The sequence below is a fragment of the Aliiroseovarius zhejiangensis genome, from assembly GCF_014656375.1.
GTDB lineage: Bacteria > Pseudomonadota > Alphaproteobacteria > Rhodobacterales > Rhodobacteraceae > Aliiroseovarius > Aliiroseovarius zhejiangensis.
Window position 1 is genome coordinate 832145 of sequence record NZ_BNCH01000001.1, and the last position, 18958, is coordinate 851102.

Sequence of the window (18958 nt, forward strand, 5' to 3'; positions counted from 1 at the left end):
TCCTTGTCGGGCCGCTTATTCCCCGCGTGGGAAACGCTGACCGTCTTCCAGAGTGTCCAGGTTCATGTGATTGCGCATGTAGCGTTCCGACGCCCGTTGCAGCGGCTGATAATCCCATGGGAAATAGGCGCCGTTGCGCAGCGCCTCATAGACCACCCAGCGCCGGGCCTGGCTTTCGCGTACTTCGGCGTCAAACGCGGCCAGATCCCAGCGCGCTTCCGACTGAGCGCGCAGGCGGTCAAGTGTGCCTTGATACGCCGGGTCACCTGCGAGGTTCGTCAATTCGTGCGGATCGTCTTGGATGTTGAAAAGCTGATCGGGATCCAGCGCACAGCGGGTGTATTTCCAAGGTCCATGTCGTAAAAAGACAAGAGGCGCATAAGACGCTTCCGCCGCATATTCCATCGCGACGGGGCTGTCGCGCCCTTCGCCCTTGGCCAGCGGGACCAAGGTTTCGCCATCAACCCATGGCTGCACCTCGTCCAGGGAGATGCCGGCCAGATCAGCCAGTGTCGGGGTCACATCCAGCGTCGAAACAGGCGTTGTAACCAGCCCCGGCTCAAGCCCCGGCGCCGCGATCATCAAGGGCACCCGCGCAGAGCCTTCATAGAAATTCATCTTGAACCACAACCCGCGTTCACCCAGCATGTCGCCGTGGTCTGAAACAAAGACGATGATCGCCTCCTGCCGCGTACGCTCCATCACATCCAGCATCTCTCCCACCTTGTCGTCCAGATAGGAAATATTGGCGAAATAGGCGCGACGCGACCTGCGGATGTCCTCGTCGGTGATGTCATAGCTGCGCCAATCATTGGCGTCGAAAATCCGTTGCGCGTGGGGGTCGTGATCGTCGTAATCCATTGCGGGCACATCGGGCAAAAGATGTTCGCAATCCTCATAGAGATCCCAGTATTTGCGCCGCGCCACATAGGGATCATGCGGGTGCGTGAAACTGACCGTCAGGCACCACGGGCGGTTGTCATGCCCCCGCGCCAGATCATAGAGCTTGGCGCAAGCGTGATAGGCGACCTCGTCATCGTATTCCATTTGATTGGATATTTCGGCAACACCCGCCCCGGTCACGGAGCCCATGTTGTGATACCACCAGTCGATCCGCTCGCCGGGTTTGCGATAGTCTGGCGTCCAGCCGAAATCGGCCGGGTAGATGTCTGTGGTCAGACGGTCTTCGAACCCATGCATCTGGTCCGGCCCGACGAAGTGCATCTTGCCGGACAGCGCCGTTTGATAGCCCGCCCGACGCAAGTGATGCGCATAGGTCGGAATGTCCGACGCGAACTCGGCGGCGTTGTCATAGACCTTGGTGCGACGTGGCAACAGACCGGACATGAAGCTGGCCCGCCCCGGCGCGCAAAGCGGGCTGGCGGTATAAGCGTTCTGGAACCGCACCGACCGTGCGGCCAGTTTCTTCAGGTTGGGGGCGTGCAACCAATCGGCTGGGCCATTCGGAAACAGGGTTCCATTCAGCTGGTCAACCATGATGATCAGGATATTTGGCTTGGTCATGTGTCGCTCTCCAGCATGGTATCGAGGCATTTGAGCACGCGGTCACAGGCGCGTGCGCCGCTTGGAGTATCCTCGCGCAGGGCGTGGCGGATATAGAGCCCGTCAATCATCGACGCGAGCGTATCCGCCAGATCATGCGCGTCGTCACCGACAAGCGGGCTCAATGCATGGACCAGATTGGAATGCAGACGGTGCTGATAGACGCGCAACAGACGGCGCGCCCCGTCATTGCTTTGCGACATGACATAGAAGTTCAGCCACGCCGCGATGACCTCGGGCCGGAAATTTCCCGCCTCGAAATTGGCGCGGATGATCGCTTCGACCCGGTCACGGGGCGAAGTGGCGCCGAACAAGGCCGCGCGCACCTGCGCACCGTAAACCGACAGGATATGGCGCATCGCGGCCAGGAAGATCTGTTCTTTCCCACCGAAATAATGATGCGCCAGCGCGCTGGACACGCCGGCCCGTCGGGCGATCTGGGTCACGGTGACGTCCAGACTGCCCGCGCGCCCGATCTCGTGAATCGTGGCCTGAACCAACGCCCCGCGCCGGATCGGCTCCATTCCAACCTTAGGCATGACCCCTCCTGTCCTGGTGTTCCGGCAGGGTTGCGTTTTTTTAATTGACTCGTCAATCAATAAAAAGCAGCGTCTGTGACCAATGAAGCCGGTTTCACCCCTTCGCCCACTGCGATAGGGTTGGCACGAACGGTTCGGGACCACCCGGGCCATCGGTCGCACAGAAACCGCACCACAAAACAGGGAGCGAACCATGAACCTCAAATCAACACTTTCCGCCATCGCATTGTCCGCCGTGGCCTCGGCCGCATTTGCGCAAGAGGGCTGCAACGAAGTCGTGTTCTCGGACGTGGGCTGGACGGACATCACCGCCACCACCGCCGCCACCACCGTTGTGCTGGGGGCGCTTGGATATGACACTGATATCAAGGTGTTGTCGGTGCCGGTCACCTATACCTCGATGGCCGAAGGCGATATTGACGTGTTCCTTGGCAACTGGATGCCCACAATGGAGGCCGACATCGCCCCCTATCGCAAAGCAGGGACCGTCGACACCGTCCGCATGAACCTTGACGGGGCCAAATACACCTTGGCCGTGAACAAGGCGGCAATGGATCTGGGCATCAAGGATTTCGCAGACATCGCGGCGCACAAGGACGCGCTTGAGGGGAAGATTTATGGTATCGAGCCGGGCAATGACGGCAACCGCCTGATCCAGTCGATGATCGACGACAACGCGTTTGATCTGCAAGGGTTCGAGGTCGTCGAAAGCTCGGAACAAGGGATGCTGGCGCAGGTCGCGCGGGCCGACAAGAAGGGCGAACCGGTGGTGTTCCTTGGCTGGGAACCGCACCCGATGAATGCCAATTTCGACATGGGTTACCTGACCGGTGGCGATGACTTCTTCGGCCCCAATCTGGGTGGCGCACAGGTCATGACCAATACCCGCAAGGGCTATGTTGAAGAATGCCCGAATGTCGGCAAGTTTCTGCAAAATCTCGAATTTTCGCTGGCCATGGAGAACGAGATCATGGGCGCGATCCTGAATGATGGCGAAACCCCCGCAGATGCAGCCAGCGCGTGGCTGAAGGCCAATCCGGATGCGTTCATGGCCTGGCTGGACGGTGTCACCACAGTTGATGGCGGTGACAGCGTTGCCGCCGTAAAAGGCGCATTGGGTCTTTGATCTGAGCTAAACGAACAGACACGCCGGGGCACGCTCCGGCGTGTTTCTTTGACCTTCCCTTTTTTCAACAAGGCAAAGCATGGACTGGCTGACCGACACGAAGATCCCCGTGGGCAAGACCGCCAAGCAACTGTTTGACTGGCTTCAGGAAACCGGGGAGCCGTTTTTTGACTGGCTCAGCTGGCTGATGGAGCTTCTGATCGACGCCATCCTATGGGTTCTGCAAACTCCACACCCCCTTCTTGTGGTCGCGGCCTTCGTGGCCATCACATGGATTTTGCAGCGCAACTGGAAAACCTGCGCGCTGGTGTTCTTTGGGTTCCTGTTCATCCTGAACCAGGGGTATTGGGAGGAAACGACCGAAAGCCTGACGCTGGTCCTGTCGGCCTGCGTGGTCTGCATGGCCGTCGGCATGCCGATCGGGATCGCTGCCGCCCACCGCCCGCGGTTATTCCGTGCCATGCGCCCGGTTTTGGATCTGATGCAAACCCTGCCCACCTTCGTGTACCTGATCCCGGCCATCGTGTTCTTTGGTATCGGCATGGTGCCGGGCCTGATCGCCACCGTGATCTTCGTGCTGCCCGCGCCCATTCGCCTGACCCATCTGGGGGTCAGTTCCACCCCGCCGGCCCTTCTGGAAGCCGCACAGGCCTTTGGTGCCACCCCGCGCCAGACCTTGTGGAAGGTCGAACTGCCCTATGCGCTGCCGCAAATCATGACCGGGCTGAACCAGACCATCATGCTGTCCTTGTCGATGGTGGTCATCGCGGCGCTTGTCGGTGCGGATGGTCTTGGCGTCCCGGTCGTGCGGGCGCTCAATCAGGTGAACACCGCCCTTGGCTTTGAAAGTGGCTTCATCATCGTGGTCGTCGCCATCATGCTTGACCGAATCCTGCGCGTGGAACGCTGACATGACACAGACACCCAATCCCATCGACTCTACCGGAGTTGCCGTCAAGTTCGACAATGTCTCGATCGTGTTCGGACAAACGCCGGAAAAGGCCCTGCCCCTGATGGACCAAGGCATGACCCGCGCCGAGGTGCAGGAAGCCACAGGCCAGGTGCTGGGTGTCCATGATTGCTCGCTGACCGTGCAGGAGGGCGAAATCCTGGTGCTTATGGGGCTGTCCGGGTCCGGCAAATCCACCCTGCTGCGTGCCGTGAACGGGTTGAACCCGGTCGTGCGGGGTGCGGCCCATGTCTGCGACGGAAACGTGCTGGTGGATGTGACCCATGCCGACAAGAACACCCTGCGCCGCATCCGTGCGCGCCGCGTGGCGATGGTGTTTCAGCAATTCGGCCTGCTGCCCTGGCGCACGGTGCGCCAGAATGTCGGACTGGGGCTGGAGCTTGACGGTGTCTCTGCCGCCGACCGCAAAGACCGGGTCGATGCGCAATTGGCGCTTGTCGGTCTGTCCGACTGGGCGGACCGCAAGGTGGGCGATCTGTCCGGTGGGATGCAGCAACGTGTCGGGCTGGCGCGTGCCTTTGTCACCGAAGCCCCGATCCTTCTGATGGACGAGCCGTTTTCTGCACTGGATCCGTTGATCCGCACCCGGCTTCAGGATGAACTGCTGGAACTGCAACAAACTTTGCGCCGCACCATCATCTTTGTCAGCCACGACCTGGACGAGGCGTTCAAGCTTGGCGACAGGATCGCCATTATGGAAGGCGGGCGGATCGTGCAATGCGGCACGCCACGTGACATTTTCACCCAGCCCGCCAATGACTATGTGGCGGATTTCGTGGCGCACATGAACCCGTTGGGCGTTCTGACTGCGCGCGATGTCATGACGGATGATATTTGCACCGCCCCTGTCAGTGTCGATGTACGCGACCGCGTGGCAAAGGTGATGACCGCACTGAACGGTCAGGCGGAACTGTCCGTCACCGAGCGCGGCATACCCGTCGGGCGGATCACGTCGGACGATGTGATGAAGCGCCTTCTTAACCCGCGCGGCGACGCCTGAGCCGGCCCTGCCTTACGTGCCCGACAGGCAATAGCGTCGCGTGGGGGTCTTTCCGACCGCCTTGCGCGGGCAGGCCCCGTCAGGCAAGGCACCTACACTGACTTTGCCCGGTGTCGGCACCGCGACAATCTCGTGCGCCCACCCAAAGGGCCGCGCCTGAAGGGTCCAGCCAGACAGGATGGGCCTGCCATCTGTTGCGGCCACCGCCAGATGGTGATCGTCCGGAGACATCAACAGCCAGTAGCTGCGCCCACGAAATTTCGAGTGCACCTGCCCGACTTTCATCCAGACACCGTCGCCTGCCGGTTTTGAGCAGACCTCGGCCCGCGTAATCGCGCGCTCAGCGCCCTGTTCACCCGACACGGGCTGCCACCCGATCACCCGGTCACAGAAGGTCACATCACCGGCGGGCGTTTCGGTTTTGCTGCCTTGGCAACCCGCCAGACCGATGGATGCGATGACAGCTGAGACCACGAGTGTTCGACGCATGTTGGCCCTCCAGTTGAACATCGAAACCCTAGCGCAGTTGCAGGGCGGGTCAAGCACCGTCAGACAGGCCGGGCGCTGCCCCGCTTACCGCGCCAATCGCGGGGGATGGGTCAGTGCGCTTCGGCCCAGTTCAGGCCGACGCCTGCATCGACAATCAGCGGCAGGTCCAGTTTCACCACCGGTTCCGCCGCTCCTTCCATGACGCCCTTCACGACGCCGATCACCTCGTCCACTGCGCCCTCGTCCACCTCGAAAATCAACTCGTCATGCACCTGTAACAGCATCTTTGCGGGCAGTTTGGCGATGGCATCGGGCATCCGGATCATGGCACGGCGGATGATGTCGGCGGCAGTGCCCTGAATGGGCGCGTTGATCGCCGCGCGTTTGGCAAAGCCTGCATGGGGGCCTTTGGCGTCGATGTCGGGCGTGTGTATCTGACGACCGAACAGGGTTTCGACCCGCTTGTGGTCCTTGGCAAACGCCACGGTGTCGTCCATGTATTTGCGAATGCCTGGGAAGCGTTCGAAATAGCGGTCGATGAAGCCCTGCGCCTCGGTGCGTGGGATCCGCAGATTGCGGGCCAGACCGAAGCCGGAAATGCCGTAGATCACCCCGAAATTGATCGCCTTTGCCTTGCGGCGGATGTCGGGCGTCATCTGGTCCATGGGAACATCGAACATCTCGGACGCGGTCATGGCGTGAATGTCCTGCCCATCGCGGAACGCCTGTTTCAGCGCGTCAATTCCCGCAACATGGGCCAGGATGCGCAGTTCGATCTGGCTGTAATCCAGACTGATGAGCCGGGTGCCCTCGGGCGCGACGAAGGCTTCGCGAATACGGCGCCCTTCTTCCGAGCGGACCGGGATATTCTGCAAGTTCGGATCGGTCGAGGCCAGACGCCCCGTGTTTGCCCCGGCAATCGAATACGACGTGTGCACCCGCCCGGTTTCCGGGTGAATGTGATCCTGCAACGCGTCCGTATAGGTCGATTTCAGCTTCTGGAGCTGACGATAATCCAGTACGCGGGCGGCGAAATCGTGTTCGGTGGCCAGATCAGCCAAAACATCGGCTGGGGTCGACCACTGGCCGGACTTCGTGCGCTTGCCGCCTTCAAGCCCCATCTGATCAAACAGGATTTCCCCGACCTGCGCCGGGCTTTGGACGTTGAACTCCTTGCCCGCAATCTCGTAAAGCTCGGCTTCGTAGCCGGCCATTTTCTGCGCAAAGGCATTGGACATGCGCGACAGGACGTCACGATCGACCTTGATGCCCGTCATTTCCATCTGCGCCAGCACAGGCACCAATGGGCGTTCGAGCCGCTCATAGACCCGCGTGACCTTGGCGCTGTGCAGGCGGGGTTTCAGAGTGTGCCACAAACGCAGCGTGATGTCGGCATCTTCGGCGGCATATTTCACGGCGTCTTCAACCGGCACACGATCAAAGGTAATGGCCGTCTTGCCCGTGCCCAAGAGCGATTTGATCGAGATCGGCGTGTGCCCCAGATAGCGATCCGACAGCGTGTCCATGCCGTGATTGTGAAGCCCCGCATTCTGCGCATAGGACATCAGCATCGTGTCATCAATCGGCGCGATATCAACGCCATAGCGCGCCAGGATCTTGGCGTCATATTTCATATTCTGGCCGATTTTCAGGATTGCGGGATCTTCAAGCACGGGCTTCAGAAGGGCAAGCACATCGTCCAGCGGCATTTGCCCGTCGGCCAGATCGTCGCTGCCGAACAGATCATCCGTCTGGCTGGTCTTGTGGGCCAGCGGGATATAGCACGCCTGCCCCGGCTCGACCGCCAACGAGATGCCGACAAGATCGGCCCGCATCTCGTCCAGACCCGTGGTTTCAGTATCAAAGGCCACATATCCGCGCCCGTTGATCCGGTCGATCCACGCCTTGAGCGCGGTGGAATCCTTGACCCATTCATAGGTGTCAGGCTGAATTTCGGGCATTTCGGGGCCATCCGTCCCCCCGCTTTCGGGTTCCGCCACCTTGATCTCGGGCGCGTCCATCCCAAGCTTCTTGGCGACGCGATTGGTCAGGGTCCGGAACTCCATTTCTGCCAGGAATGTCAGCAACGTTTCCGGATCGGGGTCTTTCAGTTCCAGCTCATCGAATGAAAGATCCATGTCCATGTCATCGTCCAGACGCACCAGATCACGACTGATGCGGATCTGCTCCACATTGTCGATCAGGGTCTGCCGCCGCTTGGGCTGCTTGATCTCACCGGCGCGCTCCAGAAGCGTATCCAGATCGCCGTATTCGTTGATCAACAAAGCTGCCGTCTTTATACCGATGCCCGGCGCGCCCGGCACGTTGTCGACACTGTCGCCTGCCAACGCCTGCACATCCACGACGCGGTCCGGGCCGACGCCGAATTTTTCTTCGACCCCTTCGACGCCGATCCGCTTGTTCTTCATCGGGTCCAGCATTTCGATCCCGCCCCCGACAAGCTGCATCAGATCCTTGTCCGAGGACAGGATGGTGACCCGTGCGCCCGCCTTGTCGGCGCGTTTGGCCAGGGTGGCGATGATGTCGTCTGCTTCAAACCCCTCTTTCTCGATGCAGCAGATATTGAAGGCGCGGGTCGCATCGCGGGTCAGTGGAAACTGCGGCACAAGGTCTTCGGGCGCCGGGGGACGGTTGGCCTTGTAAAGCGGATACATATCGTTGCGAAAGCTCTTGCCCGAGTAATCGAAAACCACTGCGACATGGGTCGGCGCATCGGGGCCGGTATTGTCTTCGATGAACTTGAACAGCATGTTGCAAAACCCGGCAACCGCCCCGATGGGCAGCCCGTCGGATTTGCGCGTCAACGGCGGCAGCGCGTGATACGCCCGGAAGATAAAGGCCGACCCATCGACCAGATGCAGATGACACCCTTTTCCGAAGCTCATCGAACCCTCGCTTTCTTTGCCCTGCGCCTTGGGACGCAAAAGGCCGCGTGGCGTCTGCCCGCGGCCTGTCTTTTCTGACCCGATGACAGCGTTTACGCTGCCTTGTCCGCATGATCCCTGTGCACGTATTTGCAATCGCAATACGGGCATTCGACCCAGCCGTGCTCCTGCGGAATCTGCAAGTAAACGCGCGGATGGCCCAGCGCGCCCTCACCGCCGTCGCAGGCGACTTTGTAGCTGTCCACAATCTTGGTTTCAGGTGGAGTCTGGGTCATCCGGGACACCTCGTTCATTCGTTTCGCCGTATGATACCAGCCCCGCCACGCGCTGCAAGGCTGAACGATCATTCCCCGGCGCGTTTCAGCATCCGCCCCAACATGCGCCCCCCCAGGATATGGGTATGAAAATGTGGAACCTCCTGCACGCCATGCTCGCCGGAGTTTGCAATCGTGCGATAGCCCTGCCCATCATCACCCGGTGCGATGCCCAGCGCCGCACAGACCTTGCCGATCGCGCGAGTGTAACCTGCGATTTCGGCATCCGTCGCGGCAGTCGCGAAATGGTCATGGTTCACATATGGCCCTTTGGGGATCACCAGCACATGGACCGGTGCCTGGGGCTGGATGTCGCGAAAGGCCAACGCATACTCATCCTCGTAAACCGTATCATTGGGAATCTCTCCGCGCAGGATTTTGGCAAAGATGTTCTGGTCGTCATAGGTATATGGCATGTCAGCCTCCTGTGGTTCAGGTGTGGGTGGCGATCAGTCGGTGAACAGGTGCCCCAGTTCTGCGATCTCTTTGGCGCGTTCCTCGGTGATCGAAAGGAACCGCGACAAGGGTATGGTGTTTTCTTCCACACTGGCAGATTCGCTGATGCGGTAATACTCGGAAAAGCCGGCATCCCGGATCTGTTCGCTTTCAAAGGCGACATCCGCCCGGATTGTCGGCAACAGCCGGTTGATGGCATCCTGTGGCGTGTTGTCACCAGCCAGGCCCACGCGCTTGGCATGGCCCAGAAGGTAATCGTCCGAGAACTCGCAATTGATCTCCAACAGCCGTGTGGTCGAACGGTCGGCAAAGAAATCCTGCATCAGATCAAGATTGTTGGGGTCCATGCAAACGACCAGTCGATTGGTATCATGGTAATCAAACAACATCCGCATCAATGCCCGTCGGTGCCGTGTCCGCTTGCCCATTCGGGTCTGAATACCGCCCAGATCGGGCATCGGGCAGCTTTCTTCGTCGAACAGATATTCGATCGCGGGCAGGTCGGTCACCGCGGCGATCTTCTGCGACAGGCGTTTGCCGACATGCCACTTCTTGCACACGATGATCAAAAGCTCACGATCCCGGCCCAGACTGCTTTCGGCCTCCCAGAAACGAGGGGCGAAGCGTTGACCGATCCGGCCCCGGCCGGTCAGGAATTTGAACAGGCTGCGCCCCTCGTTCGAGATCTGAAAGGTGACACCTTCGGCGGCGTAAAGATCGCCCAAGCGGCGCTTCAATTCGTGCGCTTCAGGGCTGATCTTGCGGGCAAACAGGAAATCCTGGCTGAGCAGCAAATCATAGTGATCGTTATAGAACGTCACCGGCATCCCGTAGTCGGTGAACATCAGAAAGGTCGGTGTGCGTGCGCGTATCTCGCCCTCGGGCACCAGATGGCGCACCAGAGTCTGAAAGAAGGTCTCGTCCGGGATCCAGGTGGTGCGAAAAAAACGCATCACATCGCGGCGTTTGCGAGTGAACTCAACGATCCACTCCACCGTGCGCCGCCTCAGACACCACCACTGGCTGCCGATCATCACCTGAATATCGGACGGAATATCCCGCCTCAGCTTCAGTTTTTTCTGCAAGTTGAAACTGGCATAGAACCGGCGTTTCTGTGTGCGTTCGTTGAAGACGTGGCGATAGATCAGCCGTTCTTCCTTCATGCCGGTCTTGATCCAGTCGCTTTCGAAGTAATCAAAGCTTTCAATGTAATCGACATCGGCGGCATCCAGAAAATCATGGGTATATTCGGCCGATTTGATCGCCATGCAGTCGCCGGACACCATATAGAAATGCGTGGCGCGCGGAAAATCTTCCAGCGCGGCCTCGACCGCGTTCAGGGTGGCCTGGACCAGCGACCACTCTCCCCAACCGCATTTCACGCGCTTGCGGGCAAAGGTCACGTTGGGGTTGTCGGCCAAGGCCTCGCGGATTTTCTGATAATGCGCGGGATTGGCACTGGCGTCGAAATGGATCGCCATGCAGTCGCCAACCGCCGTCAGCCGCGTGGCCTGATTGATAATGGCGTCAGGATCCTTGTGGCACAGCAGAATGAAGGCGATTTTGGCCATGGTGACGTCACAAAACCCTTGTCGGCGCGAAGACTGCGGCCATTGTTAGCGTGAAAGACCATTGAATAAACAGTGTTTCTTTGCTTTTTTCTGAACGGTATGGCTGTCTTTTGTTCAAACGGTCTTTGAAAGGGCCTCGGAGGTATTAAGTTCATGGGATTTCCCGGCACCTGGATGACCGAAAGCGAAAGCGTCGTATATCGCGTCGTGCCGAAATGTGCGTGTTCGACGATTGGGCAGATCATGTTCTATTCCGATCATGGCACTTTTTTCGATGGCGACATCCATGACAGCACCGAGGGGCTGCACAAATGGGCGCAGGAGGGCTCGCAACCGCTGATCGAAGCGAATGTGCTGGCGCATAAAAGCTATGCATTCACCTGTGTGCGCAACCCCTATACCCGCATCCTGTCCAGCTTCTTCGACAAGATTTGTGGCATTCAGCGCAACGGGCGGCGCTATCGCGGCAATCTGGTGCCGCTTCTGATCCAGAAATACGGGATCGAGGTAGGCGACCCCGAGAACGGCTTCGACTTCGACCAGGTGAAAAGCTTCCGGCGTTTCCTGTTGTTTGCGCGTGATACGATCCGCTGGCGCCGTCCGATGGACCCCGATATTCACTGGTCAGCGATGTCCGGTCATGTCGCGACCTTCATCGCCAATGGCGGGCGCTATGACAAGATTTTCTGGACCGAACAGTTCAACGACGGGATGCAACAGGTGCTTGATGCCATAGAAACTCCGCAGCCGGTGGCCCTGTCTGACATTCCCCGCTTCAATGAAAGTGAAGGTCACGGTCCCAAACGTGCCCATCCGGTCGAAGATTACTTCGATGATCTGTCGATGCATCTGATGTACGAGATCTATAATCGCGATTTCGATCTGTTCAGATACGATTTCGACAATCCCGCCAACAAGATGCCGGTGGGCGAAATTGATCTGGACGAGGTGCATGCGAAGCTGGGCGACTAGTCCAAATCCAGACAGTTCCAAACACAAGGTGAAATCATCATGAAAGCACGCGTCAAATGGGCCGAAGGCCGCACCTTTGTCGGCACGTCAGGCACGGGTCACAGCATTGTACTGGGCACTAGTCACGGCGACGGCGGCACCCCCGGCCCCAGCCCGATGGAGCTGTTGCTGATCGGCACGGCGGGGTGTTCAGCCTATGACGTGGTGTCGATCCTGGAAAAATCCCGCCAGACCATCGAAGACGTGCGTGTCGAAGTGGATGCCGAACGGGCCGAGTCCGACCCGAAAGTGTTTACGAAAATCCACCTGCATTTCGTCGTGAAAGGTCGCGGGATCAGCACCGACAAGGTCGAACGCGCCATATCCCTGTCGGTGGACAAATATTGCTCGGCCTCGGCGATGATGGCGGCCATGGCAGACGTCACCCATGACTTCGAGGTGGTGGATACCGCCTAGGCGGCCGCCCGGCTGTAGAGCGTCAGGCGACCAGCCCCTTGTCCCGCAGCAAGGCCAGCAGGTTGCGATCGGCACGCGGCCCGATATGGCGGATCACCTCACCGGCAATCACGCAGCCCATTTCGCCGCAAGTACGCATGTCGGCACCATGTGCCAGACCATAAAGGAACCCGGCGGCAAATCCATCCCCGGCCCCGGTGGCATCGACCGGCACGATGCGTTCAACCGGCACGTCCACACGTTCACCATTTGCCAGGATCGCAACGCCATCCCCGGACCGGGTGCAGACCACCATCGGGCAAATCGCGGCGGTTTTGGCAATTGCGTCTTCCATGTCGTCCGTTTCAAACAGTGATTTGATCTCATCCTCGTTGCCGATGACATAATCAAGGTCGTTCTCGATCAGCGTCAGGAAATCGTCGCGGTGACGTTCCACGCAGAAAGGATCCGAAATCGCAATCCCCGCCAACCCACCTGCCGCCCGACAGGCCCGCGCCATGGCAATGAACGCGTCTTTTCCCTTGTTTTTATCGAACAGATACCCTTCCAGGAACACGATCTCGGCGTCGGCGGCCACATCGGGATCGACGTCCTCGGACCCAAGTTCGGCCGAAATGCCCAGATAGGTGTTCATCGACCGCTCGCCATCGGGCGAAACAAAGATCATCGACCGCGAGGTGGGCAACTCGCCCCCCGGCACTGGCGGATTGATGAAGCGGGTGCCGTCCATCTCCATCGCGTCGGCATAAAAGCGGCCCAGTGCGTCGTCATGCACGCGGCCCACGAACCCGGTCGGAAGGCCCAGCTTGCCGATCCCGGCCAGCGTGTTGGCGACCGACCCGCCAGCGGCCTGCTTGCGGTCCTTCATCGCGGCATAAAGCACCTCGGCCCGGTCGCGTTCGACCAGTTGCATGATGCCCTTCTCGATCCCCATCAGCTCAAGAAAGCTGTCATCGGCCACGGTCAACACGTCGACAACCGCGTTTCCGATGCCAACCACCTTATACTTTTTCGTCATAAATTCTTGTCCTCATAGGGGCATAGATCCCGGATTATGCAGTTTCCGCACATCGGCGCACGGGCCTTGCAGGTGTATCGTCCATGCAGGATCAGCCAGTGATGGGCGTGCTGCTGGAAATCGGCCGGGATGTTGTCCTCGATCGCACGTTCGACCGCGGTCACATCCTTGCCGACCGCAATTCCGGTACGGTTGCCAACGCGAAAGATATGGGTGTCGACGGCCTGCGCCGGCACGCCCCACCACATATTCAGAACCACATTCGCGGTCTTGCGCCCCACGCCGGGCAACGATTGAAGGGCGGCGCGGGAGTTGGGCACCTCGCCGCTATACTCGTCGACCAGAATGCGGCTCAGCTTGATGACGTTCTTCGCCTTCTGTCGATACAGGCCGATGGTCTTGATATGCTCGATCAGCCCCGCTTCGCCCAGGGCCAGCATCTTTTCCGGTGTATCGGCGATCTTGAACAGCGCGCGGGTCGCCTTGTTGACACCCACATCCGTGGCCTGTGCGGACAGGGCCACCGCCACCACCAACGTATAGGCGTTCACATGCTCAAGCTCGCCCTTCGGCTCTGGCTCGGCTTCGTGAAAGCGGTCGAAGATCGCGCGGATCTGGTGATATCCCAGTTGCTTTACCATGCTGACCCTATGCCTGTTTCTGTCCCCCCGGACAAGACAGATCCCCCGATGATCGTGACCGGATGCGCAATTTCCGGGTCGCCATCGCCACTTTAATTGCGCCATGCTGAACCCGACACGACATCGAGGACGCCATGATCCACCCCGAAGACAGCTATCATTACAACGTGATCCGCCGCGCAATCGACCATATCGACGCGGCAGAAGGCGAGCCGTTGTCGCTGGACACATTGGCCGCACAGATGGACATGTCGCCCGCGCATTTCCAACGGGTGTTTTCGCGCTGGGTCGGGGTGTCACCGAAACGGTATCAGCAGTTCCTGACGCTGGGCCATGCCAAGACCTTGTTGCAGGACAGGTTCTCGACGCTGCAAACCAGTCATTCGGTGGGGCTGTCGGGACAGGGCAGGTTGCATGATCTGTTCCTGCGGTGGGAAGCCATGAGCCCCGGCACCTATGCTGCCGGTGGGGCGGGTCTGACCATCAACTGGGGCTGGTTTGACAGCCCGTTCGGCCCCGCTTTGGTCATGGGCACCGACAAGGGCATTTGCGGGCTGGGTTTCGCTGCCGAAACAGGCGAGGACATCGCCATGTCCGACCTCCGGTCGCGCTGGCCAAACGCCACGTTTTGCGAAAACCCGACAGAATTGACGACATGGGTTGACCAGGCATTTGAACAACGGGGCGTGACCCCCCTGCACCTGATCGGCGCCCCCTTTCAGATCAAGGTATGGGAGGCGCTGTTGGCGATCCCGACGGGCCACGTCACGACCTATTCACAGATTGCCGACACCATCGGATCGCCACGCGCGGTGCGGGCGGTTGGTACGGCCGTGGGTCGAAACCCGGTCAGCTGGCTGATTCCCTGCCACAGAGCGTTGCGCAAATCCGGCGCGCTGGGGGGGTATCACTGGGGCTTGCCGGTCAAGCGCGCCCTGCTTGCCTGGGAAAGCGCCCGAACCGAGGACGCCGCAAGCGCCTGAATTCAGCTGTTTTTCGCCAATCCCGGGGCTTGTTATTCGATAACAAACAGCGTTCATGTAAAGGAAACGCGAAAAGCTAACCTGAGGAATGCAGTATGCAATTGAAACACACAGTTCTGTCCTTCGCCGTGATCGGCGCATTGGCAACCTCCGCCTGCACGTCGCCCACCCAAAGCCCGACCAGCAATGTCGGGCCGCGCACCCAGAACGGTGCGGCCATCGGGGCCATTGCAGGCGGCCTGTTGGGCGCAACCCGCAAGGGCGATGGCAAGTTGGGTAAGGCCGCCGTCGGCGCCGTGATCGGTGGCGTGATCGGTGGGGCCATCGGTCAGCAGCTTGACAAGCAAGCCGGCGATCTGCGCCAGTCGATCAACAACGACCGGATCAAGATCGTGAACACCGGCAGCGAACTGATCGTCACGATGCCGCAGGACATTCTGTTCGCCACCGACAGCGCCCAAGTCAGCTATGCGCTGCAATCCGATCTGCGCGCGGTGGCTGACAACCTGCGCCAGTATCCGAACTCGGTGATCGAGGTCGTGGGCCACACGGACAATGTGGGCAATGCCGAATACAATCTGTCGCTGTCAAAACGACGGGCCGCATCGGTGGCATCTGTCCTCATCTCAAACGGCGTACCCAGCTCTCGCGTCGTGACCATCGGCTATGGTGAAGATCGCCCGGTTGCGTCGAACCTGGATGCCTATGGGCGCCAGCAAAACCGCCGGGTCGAGATCATCATTCGTCCGATCCGCAACTGAACCAAACGGACCAAACAGGAGAAAGCCGGGCAATGACCCGGCTTTTTTCATTGAGGCGTCCACCCGGATGTGGTCATATTATATGACCAATTCGCGCAGGACAGGAAATGCCTTTTCAAAAAATAGCGGCAGGCAAGCTGTCACAATCAGTAGTCGAACAGATTGAGTTGTTGATTTTGCGCGGCATTCTGCGGCCGGGCGAACGTTTGCCATCCGAACGAGATCTGTCCGACAGAATGGGCGTGTCGCGTCCATCCTTGCGCGATGCCATTGCCGACCTTGAAGAAAAAGGGTTGCTGTCACGCCGGGCTGGTGCCGGTATCTTCGTCAGCGAAAGTCTGGACAGTTCTTTCCCTCCTGCGCTGACACAGCTTTTCTCGCGTCATGACGAGGCCGTTTACGACTACATCGCGTTTCGGCGAGACATGGAGGGGCTGGCGGCGGAGCGGGCGGCGAAGTTTGCCTCTGATACCGATATGAAAGTAATCGACGAGTTGTTCCACAAGATGGAACACGCGCCCGAGGGTCAGGGGGCCGATCTGGACAGCGACTTTCACATGGCGATCATCGAAGCCAGCCACAACGTGCTGATGGTCCATATGATGCGCGCCATGTATGACCTGCTGAAGCAAGGGGTGTTCTACAGCCGCCAGGTGGTGATCCAGATCACCAACACCCGGCTTGACCTCCTGGAACAGCACCGCGCCATCAACGATGGGCTGCAAGCCCGTGATCCGGTGCGTGCCCGTGCGGCTGTCGAAGCGCATATGGATTTTGTCACGCAAGCCTATACGGACCTGCGCCGGGCAGACCGAAACGAAGAGGTTGCCCGTCAACGCCTGACCTATGAGAAAGAACGCGGCTAGGCTTTTTGATTTCAACCGTTTGGTTGCATAAAAAAACCCGACCTGAACGGCCGGGTTTTCAAAGTCTTATTCGGATCACTTAGTGCAACTTGGCTTCAACCGTCTTGATCGCATCGTCGATCAGGCTGTTGCCTTCGGTTGCCGTCATCTGCTTGGCGATCACGTCGCGGGCGGCGGCCACGGCCACCTGGGCGGCGGTGTCGCGCACCTCTTTCACCGCAGCGGCCTGCGCCGACACGATCTGGTCTTCCGCATTTGCCAGACGACGCGCGATCGAGGCTTTCAAATCCTCTTTTGCGGCGGCGGCGGCATTGGCAGCCTCTTCCTTGGCATGGGCGACGATGCGCTCGGCCTGTTTGGCGACCTCTTTCTGCTTGCGTTCATAGGTCGCCAGAATGGTCTGCGCCTCTTCACGCAATGCGCGCGCTTCTTCCAGTTCGGACTTGATGCCATCGGCACGGTTGTCCAACTGAGCACCAAGCATCTTGTGGACGCCCATATAGCCCAGGAATGTGACGAACAGCAGAAAGGCCAGCGTCACAACCATATTGGTGTTGGCCAGGTCGGTCCAACCGGCATCCCCAGCCGCAAAGGCAGGGGCAGCCGCCATTACCGAGAAAGCAACGAGAGCAAGTTTCTTCATCTGTCTCATCCTTTCATCCGTGCGTTCACCGCTGCGGTAATGGACTTGGCGTCGGCCTTGTAGCCCATGGTTGCCAGGATTTCCTTGGCGGCATCCTTGGCGACGGCTTTCACGCTGTCGACGGCACCGGCACGAATCTCCGCAATCGCGGCTTCGCTTTCGGCGGCCTTCGCAGCGATTTCCGCGTCTGCCTTGGCAGCGGCGGCATCGACTTCGCCCTGAATTTCGGCGCGAGCTTCGGCAACGATCTTGTTGGCCTCCGCACGGGCATCCGCCAGAGCTTTGTTATAGGCTTCTTCGGCTTCAACAGCCTTCTGCTTCAGATCTTCGGCAGCGGCCAGGTCGCTGGTGATCGTGCCGCGACGTTCCGACAGCACGGCCTCGATCCGGGGCAGTGCGATCTTGGTCAGCACGAAATAGATCACGACCAGCGTGACAACGAGCCAGAAAATCTGGTTCCCGAAGGTCGAGAAATCCAGCTGCGGCATGCCGGCGGCGTCTGCGCCCCCGTGTGCGGCATCCGCGGTCTGATGCGTATTACTTGCCATGTCTTATCTCCAAACCGGGTTCCTGGGGGCGAAGCGCGGACGCCTCGCCCCGGCGTAAGGATGGTTCAGGTCTTAGACAGCAAACATCAGCAGAAGTGCGACCAGGAACGAGAAGATGCCCAGGGCTTCTGCAAATGCGATACCGATGAACAGTGTCGCGGTCTGAGCGGCAGCAGCCGACGGATTGCGCAGGGCACCGGCCAGGAAGTTACCAGCAACGTGGCCCACACCGATAGCGGCGGCACCCGAACCGATAGCTGCCAGACCTGCACCGATGAATTGACCCATTTGAGCGATATTGCCTTCCATTGTGATTTCTCCTTACGTTGGAATGCTTGAATTGGATGGATGAGCGGGCTGCAACCGTCAGTGCGACGGATGCAGGGCGTCTTTCAGGTATACGCAGGTCAGGATGGTGAACACGTATGCCTGGATGAAGGCCACCAGCACCTCAAGTGCATAGACGGCTGAGATGGCGAGGATCGGCAGGAAGCTGAACACGCCCAGCGCGGCGGCAAAACCGGCGAACACCTTGATCACGGCGTGACCTGCCATGACGTTGCCAGCCAAACGAATGGAGTGGCTGACGGGACGCACGAAGTATGAGATCAGTTCGATGATCGCCAGAACGGGCCGCAGCGGCAGCGGCGCGGCCGACACCCAGAACAGACCCAGGAACCCCATGCCGTTTTTCACGAAACCCAGAACGGTCACGAAAACGAACACGATCAGGGCCAGCACAGCGGTCACGGCGATATGGCTGGTGGCGGTGAAGGATGTCGGGATCAGCCCCAGAAAGTTGGCAAACAGGATGAACATGAACAGGGTCATGATGCCGGGGAAGTATTTCACGGCGTCCTTACCGGCCACGTCTTCGACCATCTTGTAGACAAACCCATAGGCCAGTTCAGCGAGCGACTGCCCACGGGTCGGCACAATCGCGCGGCCACGCGATCCAACGACCAGAAGCAACACGATCCCCACGATCGCCAGCACCATCCACAAGGTCTGGTTGGTCGGGGTGAAGGTGCCCAGGTGATCACCGCCGAACAGCGGTTTGATCTCGAACTGGTCCATCGGGTGAATGGCCAGACCCGGATGCTCAGGAGCGAAAATCAGACCCGAGATCAGGACCA

At 59.5% G+C, this 18958-nt stretch carries 21 protein-coding genes; 8 read left to right on the forward strand and 13 right to left on the reverse strand.

Annotated features, from left to right (window positions below; genetic code table 11):
• Positions 1-15: 15 nt before the first annotated feature.
• Together betC and betI are read right to left on the reverse strand one after the other, a co-directional pair.
• Positions 16-1524, reverse strand: a complete 1509-nt coding sequence (gene betC / locus IE188_RS04200; protein ID WP_191285181.1) for a choline-sulfatase — start codon at positions 1522-1524, stop codon at positions 16-18.
• Positions 1521-2102 carry a choline-binding transcriptional repressor BetI gene (gene betI, locus IE188_RS04205; RefSeq protein ID WP_229836474.1) on the reverse strand — a complete coding sequence of 194 codons (582 nt, stop codon included), beginning with the start codon at positions 2100-2102 and terminating at the stop codon, positions 1521-1523. Before betI ends, betC begins: the two co-directional genes overlap by 4 nt.
• A gap of 193 nt (positions 2103-2295) precedes the next feature.
• Between betI and IE188_RS04210 the strand changes: the two genes are divergently transcribed.
• From IE188_RS04210 to choV, 3 genes are all read left to right on the forward strand, one after another.
• Positions 2296-3228 carry a choline ABC transporter substrate-binding protein gene (locus tag IE188_RS04210; protein WP_191285182.1) on the forward strand — a complete coding sequence of 311 codons (933 nt, stop codon included), beginning with the start codon at positions 2296-2298 and terminating at the stop codon, positions 3226-3228.
• A 79-nt stretch (positions 3229-3307) separates the two neighbouring features.
• Entirely contained in the window at positions 3308-4138 is an 831-nt protein-coding gene (choW, locus tag IE188_RS04215) for a choline ABC transporter permease subunit (protein ID WP_191285183.1), read from the forward strand.
• Position 4139: 1 nt separating this feature from the next.
• Positions 4140-5198, forward strand: a complete 1059-nt coding sequence (gene choV / locus IE188_RS04220; RefSeq protein WP_191285184.1) for a choline ABC transporter ATP-binding protein — start codon at positions 4140-4142, stop codon at positions 5196-5198.
• 12 nt (positions 5199-5210) lie between these two features.
• Here the strand turns inward: choV and IE188_RS04225 are convergent, their stop codons facing one another.
• From IE188_RS04225 to IE188_RS04245, 5 genes are all read right to left on the reverse strand, one after another.
• Positions 5211-5687 (reverse strand): hypothetical protein, encoded by a 477-nt coding sequence (locus IE188_RS04225; RefSeq protein WP_191285185.1) that lies wholly within the window; start codon positions 5685-5687, stop codon positions 5211-5213.
• 110 nt (positions 5688-5797) lie between these two features.
• The gene (gene polA, locus IE188_RS04230; RefSeq protein WP_191285186.1) at positions 5798-8593 is read right to left on the reverse strand and encodes a DNA polymerase I; all 2796 of its coding nucleotides are present in this window, start codon (positions 8591-8593) and stop codon (positions 5798-5800) included.
• Positions 8594-8685: 92 nt separating this feature from the next.
• The gene (locus tag IE188_RS04235; RefSeq protein ID WP_191285187.1) at positions 8686-8868 is read right to left on the reverse strand and encodes a zinc-finger domain-containing protein; all 183 of its coding nucleotides are present in this window, start codon (positions 8866-8868) and stop codon (positions 8686-8688) included.
• Between the two features lie 68 nt (positions 8869-8936).
• Positions 8937-9323 carry a histidine triad nucleotide-binding protein gene (locus IE188_RS04240; protein ID WP_191285188.1) on the reverse strand — a complete coding sequence of 129 codons (387 nt, stop codon included), beginning with the start codon at positions 9321-9323 and terminating at the stop codon, positions 8937-8939.
• Positions 9324-9356: 33 nt separating this feature from the next.
• Positions 9357-10934, reverse strand: a complete 1578-nt coding sequence (locus IE188_RS04245; RefSeq protein ID WP_191285189.1) for a DUF5928 domain-containing protein — start codon at positions 10932-10934, stop codon at positions 9357-9359.
• Between the two features lie 153 nt (positions 10935-11087).
• Between IE188_RS04245 and IE188_RS04250 the strand changes: the two genes are divergently transcribed.
• Together IE188_RS04250 and IE188_RS04255 are read left to right on the forward strand one after the other, a co-directional pair.
• Positions 11088-11906 (forward strand): sulfotransferase family protein, encoded by an 819-nt coding sequence (locus IE188_RS04250; protein ID WP_191285190.1) that lies wholly within the window; start codon positions 11088-11090, stop codon positions 11904-11906.
• Positions 11907-11945: 39 nt separating this feature from the next.
• A complete protein-coding gene (locus IE188_RS04255; protein WP_191285191.1) occupies positions 11946-12362 on the forward strand; it encodes an OsmC family protein in 417 nt (138 codons plus the stop codon).
• A gap of 22 nt (positions 12363-12384) precedes the next feature.
• Here the strand turns inward: IE188_RS04255 and IE188_RS04260 are convergent, their stop codons facing one another.
• Positions 12385-13380, reverse strand: a complete 996-nt coding sequence (locus IE188_RS04260; protein ID WP_191285192.1) for an adenosine kinase — start codon at positions 13378-13380, stop codon at positions 12385-12387.
• Positions 13377-14021 (reverse strand): endonuclease III, encoded by a 645-nt coding sequence (gene nth, locus IE188_RS04265; RefSeq protein WP_191285193.1) that lies wholly within the window; start codon positions 14019-14021, stop codon positions 13377-13379. Before nth ends, IE188_RS04260 begins: the two co-directional genes overlap by 4 nt.
• Positions 14022-14155: 134 nt before the next feature.
• Between nth and IE188_RS04270 the strand changes: the two genes are divergently transcribed.
• The 3 genes from IE188_RS04270 to IE188_RS04280 all read left to right on the forward strand — a co-directional run bounded on the left by IE188_RS04270 (position 14156) and on the right by IE188_RS04280 (position 16631).
• Complete coding sequence (locus IE188_RS04270) at positions 14156-15004, forward strand: bifunctional helix-turn-helix domain-containing protein/methylated-DNA--[protein]-cysteine S-methyltransferase (RefSeq protein WP_191285194.1); 849 nt, start codon at positions 14156-14158, stop codon at positions 15002-15004.
• 95 nt (positions 15005-15099) lie between these two features.
• A complete protein-coding gene (locus IE188_RS04275) occupies positions 15100-15765 on the forward strand; it encodes an OmpA family protein (protein WP_191285195.1) in 666 nt (221 codons plus the stop codon).
• Positions 15766-15872: 107 nt separating this feature from the next.
• Positions 15873-16631, forward strand: coding sequence for a FadR/GntR family transcriptional regulator (locus tag IE188_RS04280; protein WP_191285196.1), 759 nt, complete (start codon positions 15873-15875; stop codon positions 16629-16631).
• Between the two features lie 79 nt (positions 16632-16710).
• Here the strand turns inward: IE188_RS04280 and IE188_RS04285 are convergent, their stop codons facing one another.
• From IE188_RS04285 to IE188_RS04300, 4 genes are all read right to left on the reverse strand, one after another.
• Positions 16711-17283 (reverse strand): F0F1 ATP synthase subunit B family protein, encoded by a 573-nt coding sequence (locus tag IE188_RS04285; protein ID WP_191285197.1) that lies wholly within the window; start codon positions 17281-17283, stop codon positions 16711-16713.
• Positions 17280-17822, reverse strand: coding sequence for a F0F1 ATP synthase subunit B' (locus IE188_RS04290; RefSeq protein ID WP_191285198.1), 543 nt, complete (start codon positions 17820-17822; stop codon positions 17280-17282). Before IE188_RS04290 ends, IE188_RS04285 begins: the two co-directional genes overlap by 4 nt.
• Before the next feature lie 72 nt (positions 17823-17894).
• Positions 17895-18131, reverse strand: coding sequence for a F0F1 ATP synthase subunit C (locus IE188_RS04295; RefSeq protein ID WP_055188564.1), 237 nt, complete (start codon positions 18129-18131; stop codon positions 17895-17897).
• A gap of 57 nt (positions 18132-18188) precedes the next feature.
• Positions 18189-18899 (reverse strand): F0F1 ATP synthase subunit A, encoded by a 711-nt coding sequence (locus IE188_RS04300; RefSeq protein WP_229836505.1) that lies wholly within the window; start codon positions 18897-18899, stop codon positions 18189-18191.
• Between the last annotated feature and the right edge of the window lie 59 nt (positions 18900-18958).

Bases quoted from the DNA above. Each gene is read 5' to 3' on its own strand.
- betC (WP_191285181.1), bottom strand. From the start codon at position 1,524: ATGACCAAGCCAAATATCCTGATCATCATGGTTGACCAGCTGAATGGA.
- betI (WP_229836474.1), bottom strand. From the start codon at position 2,102: ATGCCTAAGGTTGGAATGGAGCCGATCCGGCGCGGGGCGTTGGTTCAG.
- IE188_RS04210 (WP_191285182.1), top strand. From the start codon at position 2,296: ATGAACCTCAAATCAACACTTTCCGCCATCGCATTGTCCGCCGTGGCC.
- choW (WP_191285183.1), top strand. From the start codon at position 3,308: ATGGACTGGCTGACCGACACGAAGATCCCCGTGGGCAAGACCGCCAAG.
- choV (WP_191285184.1), top strand. From the start codon at position 4,140: ATGACACAGACACCCAATCCCATCGACTCTACCGGAGTTGCCGTCAAG.
- IE188_RS04225 (WP_191285185.1), bottom strand. From the start codon at position 5,687: ATGCGTCGAACACTCGTGGTCTCAGCTGTCATCGCATCCATCGGTCTG.
- polA (WP_191285186.1), bottom strand. From the start codon at position 8,593: ATGAGCTTCGGAAAAGGGTGTCATCTGCATCTGGTCGATGGGTCGGCC.
- IE188_RS04235 (WP_191285187.1), bottom strand. From the start codon at position 8,868: ATGACCCAGACTCCACCTGAAACCAAGATTGTGGACAGCTACAAAGTC.
- IE188_RS04240 (WP_191285188.1), bottom strand. From the start codon at position 9,323: ATGCCATATACCTATGACGACCAGAACATCTTTGCCAAAATCCTGCGC.
- IE188_RS04245 (WP_191285189.1), bottom strand. From the start codon at position 10,934: ATGGCCAAAATCGCCTTCATTCTGCTGTGCCACAAGGATCCTGACGCC.
- IE188_RS04250 (WP_191285190.1), top strand. From the start codon at position 11,088: ATGGGATTTCCCGGCACCTGGATGACCGAAAGCGAAAGCGTCGTATAT.
- IE188_RS04255 (WP_191285191.1), top strand. From the start codon at position 11,946: ATGAAAGCACGCGTCAAATGGGCCGAAGGCCGCACCTTTGTCGGCACG.
- IE188_RS04260 (WP_191285192.1), bottom strand. From the start codon at position 13,380: ATGACGAAAAAGTATAAGGTGGTTGGCATCGGAAACGCGGTTGTCGAC.
- nth (WP_191285193.1), bottom strand. From the start codon at position 14,021: ATGGTAAAGCAACTGGGATATCACCAGATCCGCGCGATCTTCGACCGC.
- IE188_RS04270 (WP_191285194.1), top strand. From the start codon at position 14,156: ATGATCCACCCCGAAGACAGCTATCATTACAACGTGATCCGCCGCGCA.
- IE188_RS04275 (WP_191285195.1), top strand. From the start codon at position 15,100: ATGCAATTGAAACACACAGTTCTGTCCTTCGCCGTGATCGGCGCATTG.
- IE188_RS04280 (WP_191285196.1), top strand. From the start codon at position 15,873: ATGCCTTTTCAAAAAATAGCGGCAGGCAAGCTGTCACAATCAGTAGTC.
- IE188_RS04285 (WP_191285197.1), bottom strand. From the start codon at position 17,283: ATGAGACAGATGAAGAAACTTGCTCTCGTTGCTTTCTCGGTAATGGCG.
- IE188_RS04290 (WP_191285198.1), bottom strand. From the start codon at position 17,822: ATGGCAAGTAATACGCATCAGACCGCGGATGCCGCACACGGGGGCGCA.
- IE188_RS04295 (WP_055188564.1), bottom strand. From the start codon at position 18,131: ATGGAAGGCAATATCGCTCAAATGGGTCAATTCATCGGTGCAGGTCTG.
- IE188_RS04300 (WP_229836505.1), bottom strand. From the start codon at position 18,899: ATGGACCAGTTCGAGATCAAACCGCTGTTCGGCGGTGATCACCTGGGC.